Source organism: Actinoalloteichus fjordicus, from assembly GCF_001941625.1.
Lineage (GTDB): Bacteria > Actinomycetota > Actinomycetes > Mycobacteriales > Pseudonocardiaceae > Actinoalloteichus_A > Actinoalloteichus_A fjordicus.
On the sequence record NZ_CP016076.1, the window covers coordinates 2,492,745 to 2,511,786 of the forward strand.

Consider the following 19,042-nt stretch of genomic DNA (forward strand, 5'->3'; position numbering starts at 1 on the left):
CGGCCGGGCGAGGAGAGGAGGAGAGAGGCGCCCAGGGCGCTGCTGCGGACAGAGAGTCGAGTGGCGTGCTCACGGTGCCGGTTCGGCTGGTGAGTTGCCCGCTACCGGCCCGGTGAAGCGCTGATCCTGAGTCGGCACGTCGGTGAACATCTCGACGACGGCGGGCTCGATCTCTACTGCACGATGAAGATCCAGCCGAGCGCGGTCGGTCCTGCCTGCCAGCAGATGAACCCAGCCCCGCAACGCGAGCGCAGGTGCGTGGGCCGGATCGACGGTGAAGGCTCGGTCGAAGTCGGCGAGTGCGGCGTCGAGGCATCCCGCCTGCAGACGAAGTTCTCCTCGGGTGGTCAGGACCGTGACGTTGTCCGGATCGAGATCGAGCGCGCGTTCGATGTCGGCGGCGGCATTCTGCATGTCACCCGACTCCCCGTATAGGTGCGCGCGGAAGGCCAGCGCGAGGACATGACGCGGGGAGATCCTGATGACCTGATCGAGGTCGGTGAGGGCGCTCGTCACCTTGCCCAGACTCGCCAACACAGCAGCTCGGTAGTACAGCACCCCGGCCTCACCGGGAGTCAGCCTGTTCACCTGATCCAGATCGGCCAGGACACGTTCGAGGTCTCCGAGACCCCGGTACGTCGTTGCTCGTAGGTGATAGGCGACAAGGTGATCGGGATCGAGGTGGATCGCATGGTTCAGGTCGGCGAGGGCCGGGGCAACTGCGCCGAGGTCGTTGTGCAGAGCAGCCCGCGCCACCAGGCCGTACACATGGTCAGGATTCAGCCGGACGGCGTGATTCAACTCGGCCAACGCGCGGTCGTACTGGCGAAGGCCTCGGTATGTCACGCCCCGTTGTACGCGGGCGAGTACATGGCCGGGATTGAGCTCGACTGCGCGGTCCAGGTCCCGAAGCGCCCGCTCGTCGTCGCCGAGTTCACGACTTGTGACCCCGCGTAACACATGGGCCATCACGTGCTCGGGCTGGAGTTCTATAGCCCTGTTCAGGGCGATCAGGGCTCCGGGATGGTCTCCCGACTCGACCAAGGCCCTGCCATGCAACAGGTATGCAGTGCCACGCGCGTGCTCGTCCAACAGACGGTCCGCCGCGAGATGCGTCGTCAACGCGGTTTCCTCAACGTCGGCGTCCGACACCAGCGTCGACAGCTGCCTGCCACGCTGCCGAAGCCTCGTGTCGTTGACCACCGCCCCCGCCTGCTCCATCATCTCCACCCACGCGCCCGCCGCCGAGTCCTCCCAGTACAGGACGCTGACGAGGCCGCTCAGCGCGGCGGGCAGCTCGGCAGGCCGGGCGCACAGTAGGTGGTAGTGCTGCTCCATGGCGAGCCCGCGCCACGCGGCATCGGCCCAGCATCGCCCGGCGGGCAGCTCCAACGCCGCCCCGGCCGCCGCGTAGTGGTCGGCCAATGCCTGATGCATCGCACGCCAGCGGCTCGGTGAGCGCCGTCGCAGGTCGCGCAACATCACCGAGCGCACCACCTGGTGGTAGCGGTAGCCGTCGGGGTGCTCGGTGACGAACGGCAGCGAGTACAGCCACCGGAACACCGCGTCCGGGGCGCCGTCGAGGTCCGCACCGGCCACGCCCGCCAGCTCCGCGAACAGGTCCGCATTCAGCGTGCGGGGCAGCGCGCCGAGCAGCGCCGCTGACCGGCGGCGCTCGTCCGGCTCGCCGCCGAGGAAGCGCGCCACCGCGCCCGCACTGGGATCGGCGACCTCCGCCGCCGTGGCCGGGCCCGCCTCGGCGAGCATCGCCACCAGCACGGGCAGCCTGCCGGACAGCCGCAGGATCTCCTCGATCACCGGCTCCTCGGTCACGCCCCGCCGAGCGAGCAGCTCCTGGCACTCCGGCTCGGTGAACGGCGCCAGCGCCAGATCGACGCGGAAGCCGAGATACTCGCCCCAGTGGTGCGCGTTCAACGGCTCCTGGCCTGCGATGGTCAGCACCAGGTTCGGCGGCAGGTCGCCGTGTCGGCCCGCCAACAGATCCAGCAGCCAGCGCTCCAGGAACCGGCCGACCTGTTCGAAGGTGTCCACGAACAGGGCGAGCTGGGCGTGCTCTGCCGCTGCGCCGAGATCGACGAGCAGCGCCGAGGTCAGGACGTTCACCGGCGCGAGCAGCAGCTCGACGTCCTCACTTCGGGAGAACTTCCGACTCAGGTAGGCACGGACCTCGTCGACGTTGGTCGCGACGGTGTCCGCGTCGATCTCCGCCGCCAGCGCCCCGAGCACGGGAATTCCGCCGCCCGCCCGCAGGCCCAGCCGCACGGCGGAGCGGGTCAGCATCGTGGGCAGCCCGTCCGGCGCGGCCGGGTCGCGGTCCACCTCGTGCCGTCGTTCCCGGTAGGTCGTCAGCGCCGCCCTGGCCTTCCGACAGCGCACGTCCTGCCGCTCCAGATCGGCCACCAGCTCCTCGATCGCGGTGGGGACGTCCTGCGCGCTCTCCTGCACCAGCGCGGTCCGGCAGCCCTGGTCGCCGGCCGCCTTGCGGAACTGCCGCAGCAGGGTCGACTTCCCGACCCCGGACGGGCCGTGCACGCTGAACAGGAATCGGCGACGCGGGTCCTCCGCCGAGAAGCCGAGGTTGGTCTGGAAGCCGCCGAGCTGCTCCGTGCGGCCGACGAAGGTGTCCTGCTGTCGTTGCCGGATCACGTCCTGCAAGGACAATCGCGTCTTGCTCATGCTCGCTCCCGCACGCCGGTGTGCACCCAGTGTCGTCTATCGATCACCGACGCCGGGAGCGCTCCGCAGGAACAGCGCCTGCGTGGTTTCGGCAGGCGAGTCGGCTCCCCGGCACCCGTTGCGTCCAGCGTGTTTCGGCTCCTTCGGCCCGTCGTTCCGCTGATCACCGACGGTGATCATCCACGGTCGGCCCGCGTGTCGGACGTCGACATCCGGCGTGGCACGGCCTGCAGAGCACCGTTCGGCGACGGCTGCGGGCAGCCTGCCGACCGGCCGCGACTCGCGCGGCGGCGTCCGCCGGGCTCCTGCAATCCCGTGACCTGCCGTTCTGCCAGGTCACGCCGTGGATGGCGTCGTGCGCACTGCGGATGTGATCACAGTCGGTGATCGGTTTACCGTCCGTCCGAGTGATCAAGACGGAACTCTCCGTCGGAAGAGTGAGGTGGCATTCGTGCGACGTGCGCTGGTGCTCGGCGGCGGCATCGCGGGACTGACGGCGGCCGTGGTGCTCGCCGAGTACGCCGAGGAGGTGATCGTCGTGGATCGTGACGACCTCGCGACGGACTCCGCCCCCCGGCGCGGGACCCCGGCCGCGCCGCACTCCCTCGGCATCCACGAACTCGCCCGCAGGCAGTTCGACCGCTGGCTGCCCGGACTGATCGAGACGCTCGTCGACGAGGGCGCGCGACCGGTGGACTCCGGCTCGCACTGGCACGTCGACGGGGTACGCAAGGCCCCGGTGGTCGGCGAACCGCTGATCTGTCTCACCGCGCCCTTCCTGGAGCGGCACCTGCGGGACCGGGCCGCCGCGCTGCCCGCCGTGCGCTTCGTCCGGGGCAAGGCCACCGGACTCACCCATCACGGGTCCCGAGTGGACGGTGCGCTGGTCGCCGAGCCGGGCAGGCGGGGTCCCGGCGACCGGATCAGCGCCGACCTCGTCGTGGATGCGATGGGCCGCTCCAGCAGGCTGGGGGAGTGGCTGGGCCGGGCGGGCTATCCGACGCCGCCGACTCGGCGCGTCGTCATCGACCTCGGCTACGCCACCCGGCTCTACCGCCGCGACCCCGGCCAGCGCGTCGACGACACGGACAGCGTGTACTCGCTGCGCACGGGCAGGCTCGGTCCGGCGGGCGGTCTGCTGCTCCTGCCGGTCGAGGGCGACCGATGGAGCGCCACCGTCGTCGGTTACGGCGACGACCGGCCGACCAGGGACGTCGAGGACTTCGAGGCACGGTGCAGGACCGAGCCGGTGTCGGCGTTGAACCGGTTGGTCCAGTCCGGCGAGCCGGTCTCCGAGGTGTCGGCCTCCCGTCATCGGGACAGCCGACGCCGCGACTTTCACCGGATGCGCAGGCTGCCCGCCGGACTGGTGGCCCTCGGCGACGCGGTGGCCTCGCTCAACCCCATGTACGGGCAGGGCCTGAGCGTCGCGATGCTCCAGGCGAGTGCTCTGCATGCCTGGCTGCGCACCCGGCCCGCGATCGACGAGCCCGCCGAGGGCTACTTCGATCGCAGCCGCGTCGTCGTGGACGCGGCCTGGCAGCTCTCGGCCGCCGAGGACCTCCTGCTGCCCAACGCCGAGGGGCGCGGGGCACTCGGTCTCCCGCTGAGCCGGGGCTTGGCGGGGCTGTTGGCGAGGGCGACGATCACCGACGCGGGCGTGCATCGGCAGTATCTCGACGTCGCCGCGATGCGCCGTCATCCCCGCGAACTCGCTCGCCCCCGCTTCGTGCTCAGCACCATGCGGGCCGCGCTGCGCTCCACCTCCTGAACTCCAGGGCGCCCCGGCTGAACTCCGGACCTGTTCCGACGCCCCCAGCAGGCCCGCCGGCTCGGCTCGATCGGCGAGACGGCGGCGGGCGAGCCGTGAACTGCCGGGTTGTCCGCCCTGCTCCCGCGACCCTCGGCGTCTGGCTGCGGCGACCGGAAGAGGGGCGACCGGAAGCGGGCAACCGCGAGCGGACGCCCGGGAGGAGGCGCCGGACCGGGGCGACCGCCACCGATCGAGCCGAGACGACCCGGCCCGGCGGACGGGCAGACGAGATCGAGGCGATCCGGGACTGACGACCCGCTGCCGGTCGCGCGGTCGGTTGACTGTGCCTGCGGGCGGCCCGACGTCGGTCGGATCGGGCCGCCCGCCCGGGCATCGTGTCGCCCGGTGACGCGGCGCCGATCTACCGCTCGTGTTCACCGGCCGGGCAGCTGCCCGGCCGAGCCCGACCGGTCCCGTTGTGCGACGAGTCGTGCGGATCGGACCCGAGGAGATCGGGACCTGAGAACTCGGACCCTGCGAGATCGGACCCTGCGAGATCGGACCCTGCGAGATCGGACCCGACAGGCTCCGACCCGACCGGACCGGCTCGATCCGCGCCGCTCGTCGGACAGGCCGCAGCACAGGTCCCGTCGTCGGCGGGACCGATCAGCCCGGCCGACTCGGCGGGCTCCGTCGCCCGCCCGCGGGCCGCGGACATGTCGGGCGCCTGCGCGGTCGATCCAGACCACACCGGCGCGGCCTTCCAGGCAGGCTCACGGCTCGCCGCCTGGTCGACGACGGTGGTCGGAACCTGATGGACCGACAACAGGCGCAGCCCGAGCGTCTGCACGCGGACGAGCAGCCCGTGCAGCGCCGCATCGTCGAGGACCATCCCGCGCAGGATCGCCTCCTGCGGGGTCCGCCCCACGCTCATCTCGGGGAACACCTGGGCGATGCGGTGCACCGACCTGCCTGCCACCCGCAGCTCGTAGCAGCGGGTCGTACCCGGTGGCAGCCCTGCACCGGGACTGTTCGGGGGCGGTGATGCACCGGCGTTCACCACGGCGCACCCCCGTCCCGCATCACCGGAGGACGGCCCTCGGCTGGCTGACGGCGGATGGTGACGGGGAGGGAAACAGAACTGGTCATCGTCGACTCCTTCGGCGAACGGGTGACCTGAAGACGTCCGGAGCGTGATCGGACGCTGATTCCGACGGTGCCTCAGGGGCAGGACGATGTCTGTGATTCACGAGGGAAACCACCCGGTCGATGGGCGCGCCGCACCGCAGATCCACACCCTGGGAGTGGCGTCACTCCGTCGGACGGTGATCGGTTCGCCCTGCACACGGCTCGGAGTGGCGCCGGAGCGGAGGACCCCGCGCGACCTGCATGGGCCCGCGTGTGACACAGTGGTGGGCAGGAGGCCGGTCCAGGCCTCGGATTCGCGGCGTGAGCCGACGGTCGAGGCGGATCAGGCGGAGTCGACGGCGGACCGACCTCATCACACCACGCAGCTGTAGACGGTGTCATGCCGTGCGTGCCCGGCTCCTCGGGTGCCCTCGGCCCACGGGCCGTGTTCGGCGATCGGCGTGGTGTAGAATTCGTCGGCGAAGTGTACGAAAGGTGAGGGGTCGTAGGTGCCACCCAAGCAGCGCAAGACGTTCGAGGCGACACTCGAACTTGAGGCTGGCAATGCAGCCATGGTCGATCTCGGAAAGATGCTCGGCCCGACGGGTGTCAACACCCGGAACGTCAAGCTCGAGTACGACGAGAACACCTCCGCTCACCGAGGCGAGATCGTTCCCGTGGTGGTCTCGGTCTTCGAGGACCGGACCTACAAGCTCCGGTACAAGACTCCGCCCACGAGCTTCCTGATCCGTCAGGCCATGGGTGCGAAGTCCGGCTCCGAGCGCCCCGGTCACGTTCCCGGCGGCACCATCTCCAAGGAGCAGGTGCAGGCGATCGCCGAGCGCAAGATGCCCGACCTGAACGCGGGCGGCGACCTGGAGGCCGCGATGAAGATCGTGGCGGGCTCCGCGCGTTCCATGGGCGTCACCGTCCAGGCCTGAGGCCTGCGGTTCCACCCTGAGCGAGGCTGACTGAAGGGGGCCACCCGAATCGGGTGGCCCCTTTCGGCATGTCCGGACGTCTCCCGGTTGGGCAGTGCGGAACGAGGTCCGCCGGAGTCCGGCCGCCCTGGGCGTCGGACCCGGCCCGACGCCACCGGTCTGTCCCCCGCCTGCCACGTACAGGTCCGTGTCGGGGGCCACCGGCGCCGCCGGGCACTCGACGAGGAGCCGGCATCCGGCGCCGTCCCACGCCGAGGAGTCGACCACGGCCGTCGTCACCCGCGCGGCCGCAGTCGAAACTGGATCGCAGGCGGGCCGCGCGGGGCGGGCGATCAGACACCGCCCGCGAGGCTCTCCAGCTTCACGTCGGGATGGCGGCGGAGCAGCAGCCGCAGCGTGATGTCATCGGTGAACAGAGCAAGTTCCGCACCGTCGCCCCTGGTCAGAACCTCGCTGCTGGTGCCGTCGACCAGCTTGCGCTCGGCAGGGTCGCCCAGCCTGCGGACCACCGTGTAAGGCAGGTGATTCAGCAGGATCGTCACGCCGAACTCGTTCTGCAGCCGGTCGGTCGCGACCTCGAACTGCATGGGACCCACCGCCGCGAGCACCGGGGTCGCCTCGCCGCGCCGATCCGAACGCAGGACCTGCACGACGCCCTCCTGCTCCAGCTGCTCGACGCCGCGCCGGAATTGCTTGGCCCGGCTGGGGTCCTTGGCCGAGGCGGTGGCGAAGTGGCGGGGCGCGAAGCTGGGCAGTCCGGGGAAGGTGACCTTCGGCCGCCCGGAGTACAGCGTGTCGCCTACTCGCAGGTTCGACGCGTTGACCAGGCCGATCACGTCGCCGGGATAGGCGACGTCCAGCGTGCTGCGCTGTTGCCCGAACACCTGCTGCGCGTACTTGGTGGCGAAGGGCCGTCCGCTGGCGGCGTGGGTGACGACCATGCCTCGGTCGAAGCGGCCGGAGCAGACTCGGGCGAAGGCCACCTGATCGCGGTGCGCCCGGTCCATGCCGGTCTGCACCTTGAAGACGAACGCCGAGAACGGCGCCTCCAGCGGCCGCGCGCCGCCGTCGACGTCCGGGCGAGGGGTGGGGCGGGGCGCCAACTCGACCAGCAGGTCCAGCAGGTGCTTGACGCCGAAGTTGAGCACGGCGGAGCCGAAGAGCACCGGGGTGGCCCGCGCCTGGAGGAACTCCTCGTAGTCCAGGTCGGCCCCCGAGATGGACAGCAGCTCGGACTCCTCGCCCGCCTGGGCCCAGTCCTCCCCGACGGCCTCGGCCGCCTCGGCGGCCGACATCCGCTGGACGCCCGCCCGACCGGCACCCGCCGCGTTGCGCGTGAAGCCGATGAAGCCGCCCTCGGTGCGGTCCAGGACGCCGTGGAAGCGGCCCGCCTCGCCGACCGGCCAGGTCAACGGCATCGGGCGCAGGGAGATGCGCTCGGAGATCTCGTCACACAGCTCCAGCGCGCCCCGGCCGGGACGGTCCCACTTGTTGACGAAGGTGATCACCGGGATGTTCCGGTGGCGGCAGACGTCGAAGAGCTTGAGGGTCTGTGGCTCCAGGCCCTTGGCCGCGTCGAGCAGCATCACGGCGCAGTCGACCGCGGCGAGCACCCGGTAGGTGTCCTCGGAGAAGTCGGAGTGGCCCGGCGTGTCCAGGAGGTTGATCACCGAGTCGCCGTAGGCGAACTGGAGTGCGGCCGAGGTGATCGAGATGCCTCGGGCCTTCTCCATCTCCAGCCAGTCCGAGACGACGCCCTTGCGGCCCGCCTTGCCGTGCACCGCGCCCGCCTCCGAGATGACCTGCGCGTGCAGCGCGAGCGCCTCGGTGAGGGTGGACTTTCCGGCGTCGGGGTGGCTGATCACCGCGAAGGTTCTCCGGCGGGCGGCCTCTCGTCTCACCAGCGACTCGTCGTTCTTCGTCTGTCGCCCGAGGGCCGGATCGTTGCCCGCCACTGTCCGCTCCCTGTCTTGTGCCGTCGGTGCGTGCGGCCGCCGTCGGATGCGCGCCGCGCGCCGAGTCACTCTACCGGCCCGTCACCTTCCGGCCCGACCCGCCGCAGGTCAGCGCCCTGCCGTGCAGGTCGTCCGCCTGCGCGGGCCGCGAGTCGTACCGGGACGGCGTAGGGGCCGACCGCCGGACACGGCACGACTGCTTCGGCCGAGGGTCGGTGCCCACGGCGCAGGCGCCCTGGTGCGCACGGGGACGGTGTCACGGGAGTGACGAGGTTTGCTCGACGCATTGCTTCTGGTCGAAGTCACGGTTAACGTAGGTTTTACGGTCAATTGATGGATCTAGAGGAAAAAATCCTGGAGGGAGTCGGCATGACTCAGGGCAGCACGACGGCACTCGACGCGACGATCGCACCGAAGGACGTTCATCGGCTGCTGGGCAGGCACCTGCTCGTGGACGGCTTCCCCTTCGTCCTGGACACCAAGGCCAGCGCGGGCTCATGGCTCGTCGACGCGCGCAACGGCGACCGGTACCTGGACCTCTACTCCTTCTTCGCCTCCGCGCCGCTGGGCTTCAACCCCACGGGGATCGTGGACGACCCGGAGTTCATGGCGGTGCTCGCCGAGGTCGCGGCGAACAAGCCCGCGAACTCCGACATCTACACGACCCACTACGCCGCCTTCGTCGAGACCTTCGCCAGGGTGCTGGGCGACCCGGAGCTGCCGCACCTGTTCTTCGTCGAGGGCGGGGCGCTCGCGGTGGAGAACGCCCTCAAGTGCGCCTTCGACTGGAAGAGCAGGCACAACGAGCAGCACGGCCGGTCCCCGGAGCTCGGCACCCGCATCCTGCACCTCACCCGCGCCTTCCACGGCCGCAGCGGCTACACGATGTCGCTGACCAACACCGACCCTGGCAAGACGGCCCGCTACCCGGCCTTCGACTGGCCTCGGATCGAGTCCCCGGCACTGCGCTTCCCGGTCGCCGACCACCTCGACGAGGTCATCGCCGCCGAGCAGCGGTCGCTGGCCGCCGCCGAGGCCGCCTTCGCCGCCCACCCCCATGACATCGCCGCCTTCATCGTCGAGCCCATCCAGGGCGAGGGCGGGGACAACCACCTGCGCCCCGAGTTCCTCCAGGCCATGGAGCGGCTCTGCCACGCCAACGACGCGTTGTTCATCGTCGACGAGGTGCAGACCGGCGTCGGCGTCACCGGGACCGCCTGGGCCTACCAGCAGCTCGGCCTCCGACCGGACATCGTGGCCTTCTCGAAGAAGACGCAGGTCGGCGGCGTGATGGCAGGCCGTCGGGTGGACGAGGTGGCTGACAACGTCTTCGCCGTCGGCGGCCGCATCAACTCCACCTGGGGCGGCGGGCTGGTCGACATGGTCCGTTCTCGCCGGTACCTGGAGATCATCGAGCGGGACGGCCTGTTCGACAAGGTCGCCGGGGACGGTGTCTGGCTGATCGAGCAGCTGACCGCGCTGGCGGGCCGCCACCCCGGCCGCATCGACAACATCCGAGGCCGAGGCCTGATGGTCGCGCTCGACCTGCCCGACACCGCGACTCGCAACGCGGTGCTGGGCAGACTACTGGAGCAGGAGGGGGTGCTGGCGCTGCCCAGCGGCGAGCGGTCGATCCGCTTCCGCCCCGCGCTGACGATCAGCCGGGACGAACTCGGCGTGGCGGTGACCGCGCTGGACACGGTGCTCGGCGCGACGGGCTGAGTCGTCGATTCGCCGTGGCCGGTGGGCGTGACCGTTGTCGGGCGGGGCCGGGAGAGGGAGTCGGCCCGCCCGCCCGGCCCTGACCGGCCGGGCGAGTCGATGATCAGAGCGGGGGCGGCGCCTGCGGGTGCTGTCCCTCGCCGTCGTCTGCGGCCCGCTCCGTGCGGCGGCGGATCTCCTCCTCGGCGAGCTGCCGCGCGGTGTCCGGATCCAGCGCCATCGCCTGGAGAACCGTCACCGCTCGGCCGTGCACCTGCTGCTCCAGCGCCCCGGCCGCCTCGTCGATGAACACCTGCGGCGCAGGCTCGGCCTCGCCGGGCATGAGCAGACCGGCCGCCCCTCTCATCCGCTGCGGCTCGCCCATCGTGACGTCGGTGCCGTCGACGATGGCACGGACCTGCCACCAGGCGAACGGATGGACCTCCTCGCCGAGCAGCCTGGTGGTCTCCAGCTCATACGGCTCGCCCAGCGCGGCCAGCCACCCCTCGGCTTGGGCGCGATCGAGGGTAGCGGCGATGATCGAGATGTTGGTCTCGCGGTGGCGGCGCGTCAGCAACCAGATCCGGTTCGCGTCGTCATGGTCGGTCATCGGGAGTCCCTTCACGGGCGGTGCGGGCGGGGTCGGCGCAGTCGGTCGAGGAAGCAGCGGAGCGGGCCGGTGGCCACGGAGTACGAGGCGAAGATTCTGGACGTGTCCGTCGACGCGGTCCGACAGGCGCTGCGACGGGCCGACGCCGAGTTCATCGGCGAGACCGCCCAGCGCCGCTACGTGTTCGACATCGTGGAAGGCGACGCCGCCACCTGGATGCGGCTGCGCGACAACGGCACGGTCGCCACGCTGTCGGTGAAGAAGATCGAACATGACGGCATCGGCGGCACGCACGAGTGGGAGACCGCCGTCGGCGACTTCGCCGAGACGCTGACCTTTCTGTCCCGGCTGGGCTACGAACCGAAGTCCTATCAGGAGAACCGGCGCGAGTCCTACCGCTGCGACGGCGCGGAGATCGAGATCGACACCTGGCCGCTCATCCCGCCCTACGTCGAGATCGAGGCCGCCACGCGCGACCGGGTGGTGGCGACGGCCGCCCGGCTGGGCTTCGTCGAACACCAGCTCACCGGCGAGAACACCACCAAGGTCTACGCGCGCTACGGCATCGACCTGACCCGCATTCGGGAGCTGCGCTTTCCCGAGTGAAGGGTGTCAGGCGTGCGGCTAGCGAACAGTCCCGAGGGTGCGGGACGAATCCCGGATGAAGTAGGCCTTCTCTTCGGCCCCGGAACAACCCTGCGCGTGCGGGGAGGACCTCGTCGACCACGGCCCCGGACGCGGTGCATCGGGAACAACCCCGCGCGTGCGGGGAGGACCAGCCCTGTACGCCTGCGGACGTCAGGTCGGACGGAACAACCCCGCGCGTGCGGGGAGGACAGCCTGATCTTCTCGTCGCTGATGCCACCGGACGGAACAACCCCGCGCGTGCGGGGAGGACACTTGCTGACCTGGGGTTCTACTCGCCGGTAACCGGATTCTCGTTCACTGCTAATCGGCCCAGTGCCCGGATGTCGATTCCGAAGCGCGAGCGAATCTCCATGAACGGTGACGATACGCGATCGTCGTCGACGGCCGTCGGACGCTGATCCGACCCTGCCCGTCACCCGTTCGTGGTTGCAGCTCGAGGTGTCTCGTGCCTGGGCCGAGACCGCCGCCGGGCACTTCATGGAATCGTCACGCCAGGTCGATCGGCCGCAACACGCTGTGGCAATCCTGGGAACGTGACCAGTGACAGGACGGCGCAGAGGCGCGATCACTCGACCCGGCACACAGTCTCACCGATGCACCCGCCCCAGGCGCCAGGGTCGCCGCAGGCCGTGCCGCCACGGGTGCCGGGATGGGCCAGGGAGGCGCTGGAGCTGGCGGGCGTGTTCTTCGCGGCCGCCGTCGCCCACGTCTTCGCGGGCGGGCTGGCCGAGCAGGAGGACGGCCCGGCCCTGCTGATGGTGACCGGCGCGGTGCTGGTCGCCGCCTCGGTCCTGGTGCGAGCCTGGCATTCCCGACGCGGTTCCGGTCGCCGCCCGGCGGTGCTGCGTACCGGACGTCGGCGGGATCGGGCCCTCGCCTGGATCTTCCGCGCCCGCAGGCGCAGGCTCGCAGGCGGAGGCGGGACGATCACGGGTGAGGCAGGCCCAGCCGAGTCCGGCCCAAGAGAGTCCGGCCCGGCGCAGCCGCACCCGGCCGAATCCGACACCCGGCCCGCAGCCGACGGCCTCGTGGCCGAGACCGAGCGCGGCGCCGACGCGGCAGCGACGGCCGCGTCCGCAGCGCCGAGCCCTCGTCCCCTGTTCGTGCCGACGCAGCCGGGAGCCGCACGGGAAGCCGTCCTCTGGCGGCTGCGCGTGTCCGTCGAGGACCGGCCGGGCAGGCTGGCCTTCCTCACCGGCGTCCTCGCAGGCCTGTCGGTGGACATCCGATCGCTGGAGGTGCACCCGACCGATGCCGGGATCGTCGACGAGCTGCTCGTCGATGCGCCGACCTCGGTGACGGCAGCCGATCTCGCCGAGGCCCTGCTGCGCGCGGGCGGGACCCAGCCCCATGTCGTGCCCGCCGACCGCCATGAACTCACCGATCCGCCCGCGCGGGCGTTGGGACTGGCCGCCCGGATCGCGGCCGATCCCGACGAACTGGTCGCGGTTCTGGCCGATCTCCTCGACACGGCAGAGATCCGACTGGACGAGGTCGCGATCGGTGAGTCCGACGTGCTGGCGGGCACCCGGCTCACCCTTGCCGAGGCCCGGATCGGCACGCTGCGGCTGTCTCGGCCGGATCTGGCGTTCACCCCGGCCGAGTTCGCCAGGGCGCGGGCCCTGCGCGACCTGGCCGTCCAGATTCGGGCAGGCCGACGTCGGGACGGCGTCACGATGCTTGCGGCGGGGCGGGAGATCTCCGTCGAGCAGGCGGATCGACTCGACCTCGCGGCGGTGCGGGACCTCCACCGTCGATGTTCCCCGGACTCCCGGTTCCGCCGCTACCGCACCGCAGCCGGTCCTGGTCGGGACGGACTTCGGCGGCTGCTCACGCCGGGTCACGCCCACACCCTGCTGGCCAGGGACGCCGACGACGGCGTGATCGCCATGGCCTGTCTCGTCTGGCGCGACGGCGAGGGCGAACTGGGGTTGTTGGTACGCGACGACTGGCAGCGCCGTGGGCTGGGCACGATGCTGGCCCGCGAGCTGATGCGCACGGCCGAGGCACGGGGAGCCCGGTCGGTCCACGCCTACGTCCAGGCGGACAACCTCTGCATGATCAGGATCATGAACCGGGTGGTCCCCGAGCCCGCCCGCAGCTGTCGGGACGGCATCCTGCACCTGACCGCCGATCTTCAGGACCAGCCCCGCACCTGAGACCGAGGCCTCGGCGTCCCGCATACTGCCTGCCGCCGGGCGGTGCTCGGCGACACCAGCCTGGCCCGGCGACACCGGTTCGGCTCCGCGCCGGGTCCGGTCTGTCGCCTCCTCCGCCGGCGAACCCGCCGGCGAACCCGCCCACGAATCCGCCGGACGTGATCGAGCAGACACCTCGGCCGTCACGTCGTCCGACATCGCCGGATCGGCCTTTCCCGTGGCTGTCGATGTCGCCGCTGGTCGGTTATTCACCGCCTGTTCCTTCATTTCGTTTCCCGGTGGTCGGGAAATCGGTCGATCGGCCGCCCGATTCGGGGACTGATTCCTGCATTCGGGTGGATTTCCGGTGCCCGAAAGTCTTGGATTGCTCGGCTTCTCGGCCCTTCTCTGGTAAGTCGGTCAACTGTTTCGAGCCGGTTAAGCGTTTCAACTGAATTGAACAGTCTGCGCTGCTGCGCTGGTGGTGACCGCGCATTCGGGAATGCTCGGGTATTCCGCCGAATGGTCTCTTGTGGGACGTGAGACCAGCGAGGTTAGGTCGAAGACGGTTTCCGTTCACGGCAACTTTATGTGGCCTGGACGGTGGCCCCGGTGTCTGGCCTAAAAGGAGGCTTGGTGTCTAGAACACTCGTCTCGGCGCGCCCGAGAGGACGTTCCACAACCCCGATCGGGTCGCGTGGAGCAATGGGTCTGGTATTCACGGTGGTGGCCGCGTTGATCGCGGCCACCGCTGCCCCGTCGGTCGCACAGTCGGCGGACGAGCACAGCGCGGAACCGGCTTCGATCGATGCCGACGTGGTGGAGACATTGGCGGAGAAGGGCGCCGCCGACGTCTGGATCGTCCTGGAGGAACAGGCCGACCTGTCGGCGGCGGCAGGTGTCGCCGACTGGGCGGAACGCGGTCAGGCCGTGGTCGACACGCTGCGCGGGCACGCCGAGCAGACGCAGGCCGACGCCGTCGCGTTGTTGAGCGATGCGGAGGCGGACTTCACGCCGTACTGGATCTCCAACCGCATCCTGGTCCGCGACGCCTCCGAGCCGTTGGCGAACTCGATCACCACGGTGCCGGGCGTCGAGCGGATCTCGCTGCCCACCGTGCTGGCGGTCCCGGAGCCGACGGAGGCCGATGAGGACGGTTCGTCCGTCGACGCCGTCGAGTGGGGCGTCAGTTCGATCAACGCCGATGACGTGTGGGCCGATTACGGCGTCACCGGTGCGGGCATCGTGGTGGGCAGCGTCGACACCGGCGCGCAGTTCGACCACCCGGCGCTCGTCGGCTCCTACCGGGGCAATCTCGGCAACGGCGGCTTCGACCACGATTACAACTGGTTCGATCCCTCCAACGCCTGCGGCTCGCCGTCGGTGGTCCCCTGCGACAACAACCGCCACGGGAGCCATGTCACCGGCACGATGACCGGCGACGACGGTGCGGGCAACCAGATCGGCGTCGCCCCCGGCGCCCAGTGGATCGCCGCGAAGGGCTGCGAGAGCAGCGGCTGTTCGGACACCTCCCTGCTGGCCTCCGGTCAGTGGATGCTGGCCCCCACCGACGTGGGCGGCCAGAATCCGCGTGCCGACCTGCGCCCCCATGTGGTGAACAACTCCTGGGGCTCGGCCAACGGCTCGATCATCGACCCGTGGTACGACGAGATCGTCGGCGCCTGGACCGCCTCGGGCATCTTCGGCCTGTTCTCCAACGGCAACTCCGGTCCCGGCTGCAACACGACGGGCTCCCCGGCCGACTCGGCGTTGTCCTACGGGGTCGGCGCCTACGCGGTGAACAACACCATCGCCTCGTTCTCCAGCCGGGGCCCCGGAGCCGAGGGCGACATCCGCCCGAGCATCTCCGCCCCTGGCGTCGCCATCCGCTCCTCGGTTCCCGGCAACAGCTACGCGCTGCTCAACGGCACCTCGATGGCGGCCCCGCACGTCTCGGGCGCGGTGGCGCTGCTGTGGTCGGCCGCACCGAGCCTGGTCGGCGACATCGAGGCCACCAGGGACCTGCTCGATGTCACGGCCATCGACGTCAATGACACGACCTGCGGCGGCACCGCTGCCGACAACAACGTCTGGGGCGAGGGCAGGCTCGACATCCTGGCCGCCGTCGACGCCGCACCGCGCGGTGAGACCGGCGCTCTCGCGGGCACCGTCACCGATGCGGGCACCGGCGAGCCCGTCGCAGGAGCCAGGGTGACCGTCGCCGGTCCGCAGGACCGGACCGTCATCGCAGGCTCGGACGGGACGTTCGCCCTGACGCTGTCGGTCGGCGACTACACCGTCACCGGCTCGGCGTTCGGCTACGGCGAGGCGAGCGGCACCGCCGCCGTCGGAGCCGACGAGACCGCCACACTCGACCTCGCCCTGACCGCCGTCCCGGCCAGGACCGTGTTCGGCCAGGTGTCGGACTCCGGCGGTGCGGGCCTCGCAGGAGTCGAGGTCGGCTTCGGCGGCGGCGTGCTGCCCTCGACGACCACGGACGCGGGCGGCGGCTTCGTGTTCCAGTCCGTCCCGGAGGGCACCTACGAGCTGGCCGCAGCAGGTTCGGGCTGCGTCGGCGCGCTGACCAGAGAGCTGGTCGTCGCGGGCGGTAACACGGTCGCCAACTTCACCCTGCCCGACGTGACCGACACCCACGGCAACTACTGCCGCAACGAGGGCGACGCCTTCGTGGCGGGCGACACGCGGGTGGCGCTCAGCGGCGACGACGCTTCGGCCACCGTGGCCCTGCCGTTCCCGGTCGGCTTCTACGGGCAGCAGTACAGCGAGGCCTTCGTCGCCACCAACGGGTTCCTCAGCTTCACGGCGCCCTCGACCGCCTACAGCAACGGCCGTCTGCCCACCGCAGGGGCGCCCAACGGCGCCGTCTACCCGTTCTGGGACGACCTGACGGTCGACGCGTCGGCAGGTGTCTACACCGGAGTCTCTGGCGCGGACGGCGAGCGGGTCTTCGTCGTCGAATGGCGCAACGTCCGGCTGCTCAGCTCGCAGACCAGACTGACCTTCGCCGCGCAGTTCCACGAGGACGGCGGCATCGTCTTCGCCTACGAGAGCCTGCCCGCCGACCTCCCGGCCGCGCTGGGCTCCTCCGCCACGGTCGGCATCGAGAACGCCGCCGGAACCGACGCCCTGGAATACTCCTACAACTCGCCCGTCCTGTCCTCGGCGACGTCGATCCGCTTCGGCGAGCCCGACTTCGGCTACGTGACCGGCACGGTCGTCGACGCCAACGACGGGCTGCCCGTCGGCGGCGTCTCGGTGGCGATCTCCCAACGGGACTCGGTGCTGAACACGGTGACGACCGCGGACGACGGCACCTTCCGCGCCCAGCAGCTCCTCGGCTACTACACGGTGACCGTCGGCAAGGAGAACTACTCGGAGTACGTCACCACCGCGTACCTCGGCGACAACCGGGAGACGGTGACCGTCGACGCCGAGCTGACCACCGCGCGCGGTGAGGCCAGTCCGGGTGACGTGTCGTGGGTCGTCCCCCAGGACGCCACCCGCAGCACCTCGGTGACCCTGAGCAACACCGGCGACCACGACCTGAGCTGGGAGATCTCTGAACGCGGCGGCGACCGCGTGACGCAGGCGCCCGCACAGGCCGAACTGCTGTCCGAGGTGCGGTCGGCGGCGGAGGACACCGCCTTCGACACACGGGACAACTACACCGAGGAGGAGATCGAGGACCTCGCCGAGGCCGCCCCGCTCGCGGCGGGCGACGTGCTGTCCTCCTGGTCGGTCGGACAGGTCGACACCGCATGGGGCGTCGGCGTCGACGACAGCCTGTGGATCTCCGACGCCGTCGGGCTCACCAACACCGAGTTCGGCACGGACGGCGGTCCCACCGGTCGATCCCACGACGCCGACTGGGCGACCTCCTGGAACGCCGACCTGGCCTACGACACCCGTAACGATCTGTTCTGCCAGGTCAACGTCGGCGGCGACAACGGAATCCACTGCTGGGACGAGTCGGACGGCGACGTCGGCTACAACATCACCGGCTCGCCGTGGAGCGCGATCTCGCAGCGGGGCCTCGCCTACCGGGCCGACGACGACTCGTTCTACATCGGCGGCTGGAACGAGGGCGTGATCTACCACGTCGCGGGTTCCTCGCACGCCGAGCCGGGAACGATGCTCGGCCGGTGCACCGCGCCGGAGACGGGCGTGGCGGGTCTGGCGTATCACCCGGAGGCCGGGACGCTGTGGATCACCACCAACAGCCCGACCAACACGATCTACCAGGTCGACCCCGCCACCTGCGCGGCCGTCTCGACGGTCGGCTTCCCGGAGAACGAGCAGTTCGCGGGCGCGGGCCTCGAGTTGGACTCCGCTGGCGCGCTGTGGGCGACCTCGCAGGTCTCCAACACCGCCTATCTGATCGACAGCGGCGTGCCGATGTCGACCGACGTGCCGTGGCTGCGGCAGAAGGTCTCCACCGGCACCCTGACGCCCGGTGACGAGATCGACGTCGAGGTGGAGATCGACACGACCGGTCTGGAGGCGGGCGTCTACCGGGCGACCCTCCTCTTCGACACCAACGCGGGCAGGCAGCCCGTCGTCCAGGTGCCGGTCGAGGTCGTCGTCTCCGGTTACTGGCAGGGCGTCGCGGTGGGCGGCACCGAGGAGCACGTCGCGGCCGACGAGATCGCCTTCGCCCCCGACCAGACCTACACCGAGGGATCGTGGGGCTGGATCGGCGAGGACTCGACCACGGGCAGTGTCGGCGCGAACGTCGACATCACCAACACCAGGGAGGACGCCCTCTACCGCAACCAGCGGACGAACCTGGAGGCCTACCGGTTCGACGATCTTCCGGCGGGCACCTACGAGGTGACGCTCGGCTTCGCCGAACTCCAGCGCTCCCCGAAGGTGGACTGGCGCCGGTTCGACGTCACCCTCAACGAGCGGGTGATCCTGCTGGGCTACGACATCGCCCAGACCGTGGGCGGCCGGGCGGCCGACACGCGGGTGTTCACCGTGACGATCGCCGAGGGCGAGTCGCTGGACCTCGAGTTCCTCAACCGGCGCAGCTACCGGCCCGCCGCGATCAACAACATCGAGGTGGTGCACCGGCCGGACTGGTGATCGACCGGGTCGGCGGGGATGGAACCCGCCTGCGGTCGCAAGCGAGGTGCGCGGGCGTCGGACGGATCATTCGTCCGGCGCCCGCGCCGCGCGCCGGGGTCACCTGGGTTCGGTGGCCCGCCTGCTTCCGGGCAGGCTGGTCCCGCCGCTCCCGGCACTCGGCGAGGGAGACTGTGTGGTCTCGGCGAGTCTTCCGGGCCTGCTGCATCACGCCGAATCGCTATCCGGCCGTCGTGCCGGTACCGCCGCCGTTTCCCGATTCCGGCGTTCGACTTCTGCCCGAAAGACTCGAGTTCGACGGTTCTTCCTGTGCTGAGCGACGGGTCGTTCTGTTCCCTAATCGGGCGGGATCACCGCAGATCACC

At 70.6% G+C, this 19,042-nt stretch carries 10 protein-coding genes; 6 read left to right on the plus strand and 4 right to left on the minus strand.

Annotated elements, in window-relative coordinates; all coding sequences use genetic code 11:
* Positions 1-69 precede the first annotated feature (69 nt).
* Positions 70-2,697 carry an ATP-binding protein gene (locus UA74_RS11215; RefSeq protein WP_075764327.1) on the minus strand — a complete coding sequence of 876 codons (2,628 nt, stop codon included), beginning with the start codon at positions 2,695-2,697 and terminating at the stop codon, positions 70-72.
* Between the two features lie 451 nt (positions 2,698-3,148).
* Here UA74_RS11215 and UA74_RS11220 point away from each other — a divergent pair, with 451 nt between their 5' ends.
* On the plus strand, positions 3,149-4,468 hold the full coding sequence (locus UA74_RS11220) for an FAD-dependent oxidoreductase (RefSeq protein ID WP_075743676.1): 1,320 nt from the start codon (positions 3,149-3,151) through the stop codon (positions 4,466-4,468).
* Between the two features lie 403 nt (positions 4,469-4,871).
* Here UA74_RS11220 and UA74_RS11230 read toward each other — a convergent pair whose 3' ends face one another.
* Positions 4,872-5,510 carry a pentapeptide repeat-containing protein gene (locus UA74_RS11230; protein ID WP_157434116.1) on the minus strand — a complete coding sequence of 213 codons (639 nt, stop codon included), beginning with the start codon at positions 5,508-5,510 and terminating at the stop codon, positions 4,872-4,874.
* Positions 5,511-6,087: 577 nt separating this feature from the next.
* Here UA74_RS11230 and UA74_RS11240 point away from each other — a divergent pair.
* Positions 6,088-6,519 carry an uL11 family ribosomal protein gene (locus UA74_RS11240; protein WP_075740207.1) on the plus strand — a complete coding sequence of 144 codons (432 nt, stop codon included), beginning with the start codon at positions 6,088-6,090 and terminating at the stop codon, positions 6,517-6,519.
* A gap of 332 nt (positions 6,520-6,851) precedes the next feature.
* On the opposite strand, the gene UA74_RS11245 is transcribed toward UA74_RS11240, so the two are convergent.
* Positions 6,852-8,474 (minus strand): peptide chain release factor 3, encoded by a 1,623-nt coding sequence (locus UA74_RS11245; protein WP_083683119.1) that lies wholly within the window; start codon positions 8,472-8,474, stop codon positions 6,852-6,854.
* 333 nt (positions 8,475-8,807) lie between these two features.
* Here UA74_RS11245 and lat point away from each other — a divergent pair, with 333 nt between their 5' ends.
* The gene (gene lat, locus UA74_RS11250; protein ID WP_232237724.1) at positions 8,808-10,196 is read left to right on the plus strand and encodes an L-lysine 6-transaminase; all 1,389 of its coding nucleotides are present in this window, start codon (positions 8,808-8,810) and stop codon (positions 10,194-10,196) included.
* A 103-nt stretch (positions 10,197-10,299) separates the two neighbouring features.
* On the opposite strand, the gene UA74_RS11255 is transcribed toward lat, so the two are convergent.
* Positions 10,300-10,785, minus strand: coding sequence for a hypothetical protein (locus UA74_RS11255; protein ID WP_075740209.1), 486 nt, complete (start codon positions 10,783-10,785; stop codon positions 10,300-10,302).
* A gap of 69 nt (positions 10,786-10,854) precedes the next feature.
* Here UA74_RS11255 and UA74_RS11260 point away from each other — a divergent pair, with 69 nt between their 5' ends.
* The 3 genes from UA74_RS11260 (at position 10,855) to UA74_RS11275 (ending at position 18,677) form a co-directional block, all read left to right on the plus strand.
* Positions 10,855-11,391: a class IV adenylate cyclase gene (locus UA74_RS11260; protein ID WP_075740210.1), complete on the plus strand. Its 537-nt coding sequence runs from the start codon at positions 10,855-10,857 to the stop codon at positions 11,389-11,391.
* Between the two features lie 635 nt (positions 11,392-12,026).
* Entirely contained in the window at positions 12,027-13,592 is a 1,566-nt protein-coding gene (locus UA74_RS11270; protein ID WP_157434117.1) for a GNAT family N-acetyltransferase, read from the plus strand.
* 684 nt (positions 13,593-14,276) lie between these two features.
* A complete protein-coding gene (locus UA74_RS11275) occupies positions 14,277-18,677 on the plus strand; it encodes a S8 family serine peptidase (RefSeq protein WP_075740213.1) in 4,401 nt (1,466 codons plus the stop codon).
* Positions 18,678-19,042: the final 365 nt, after the last annotated feature.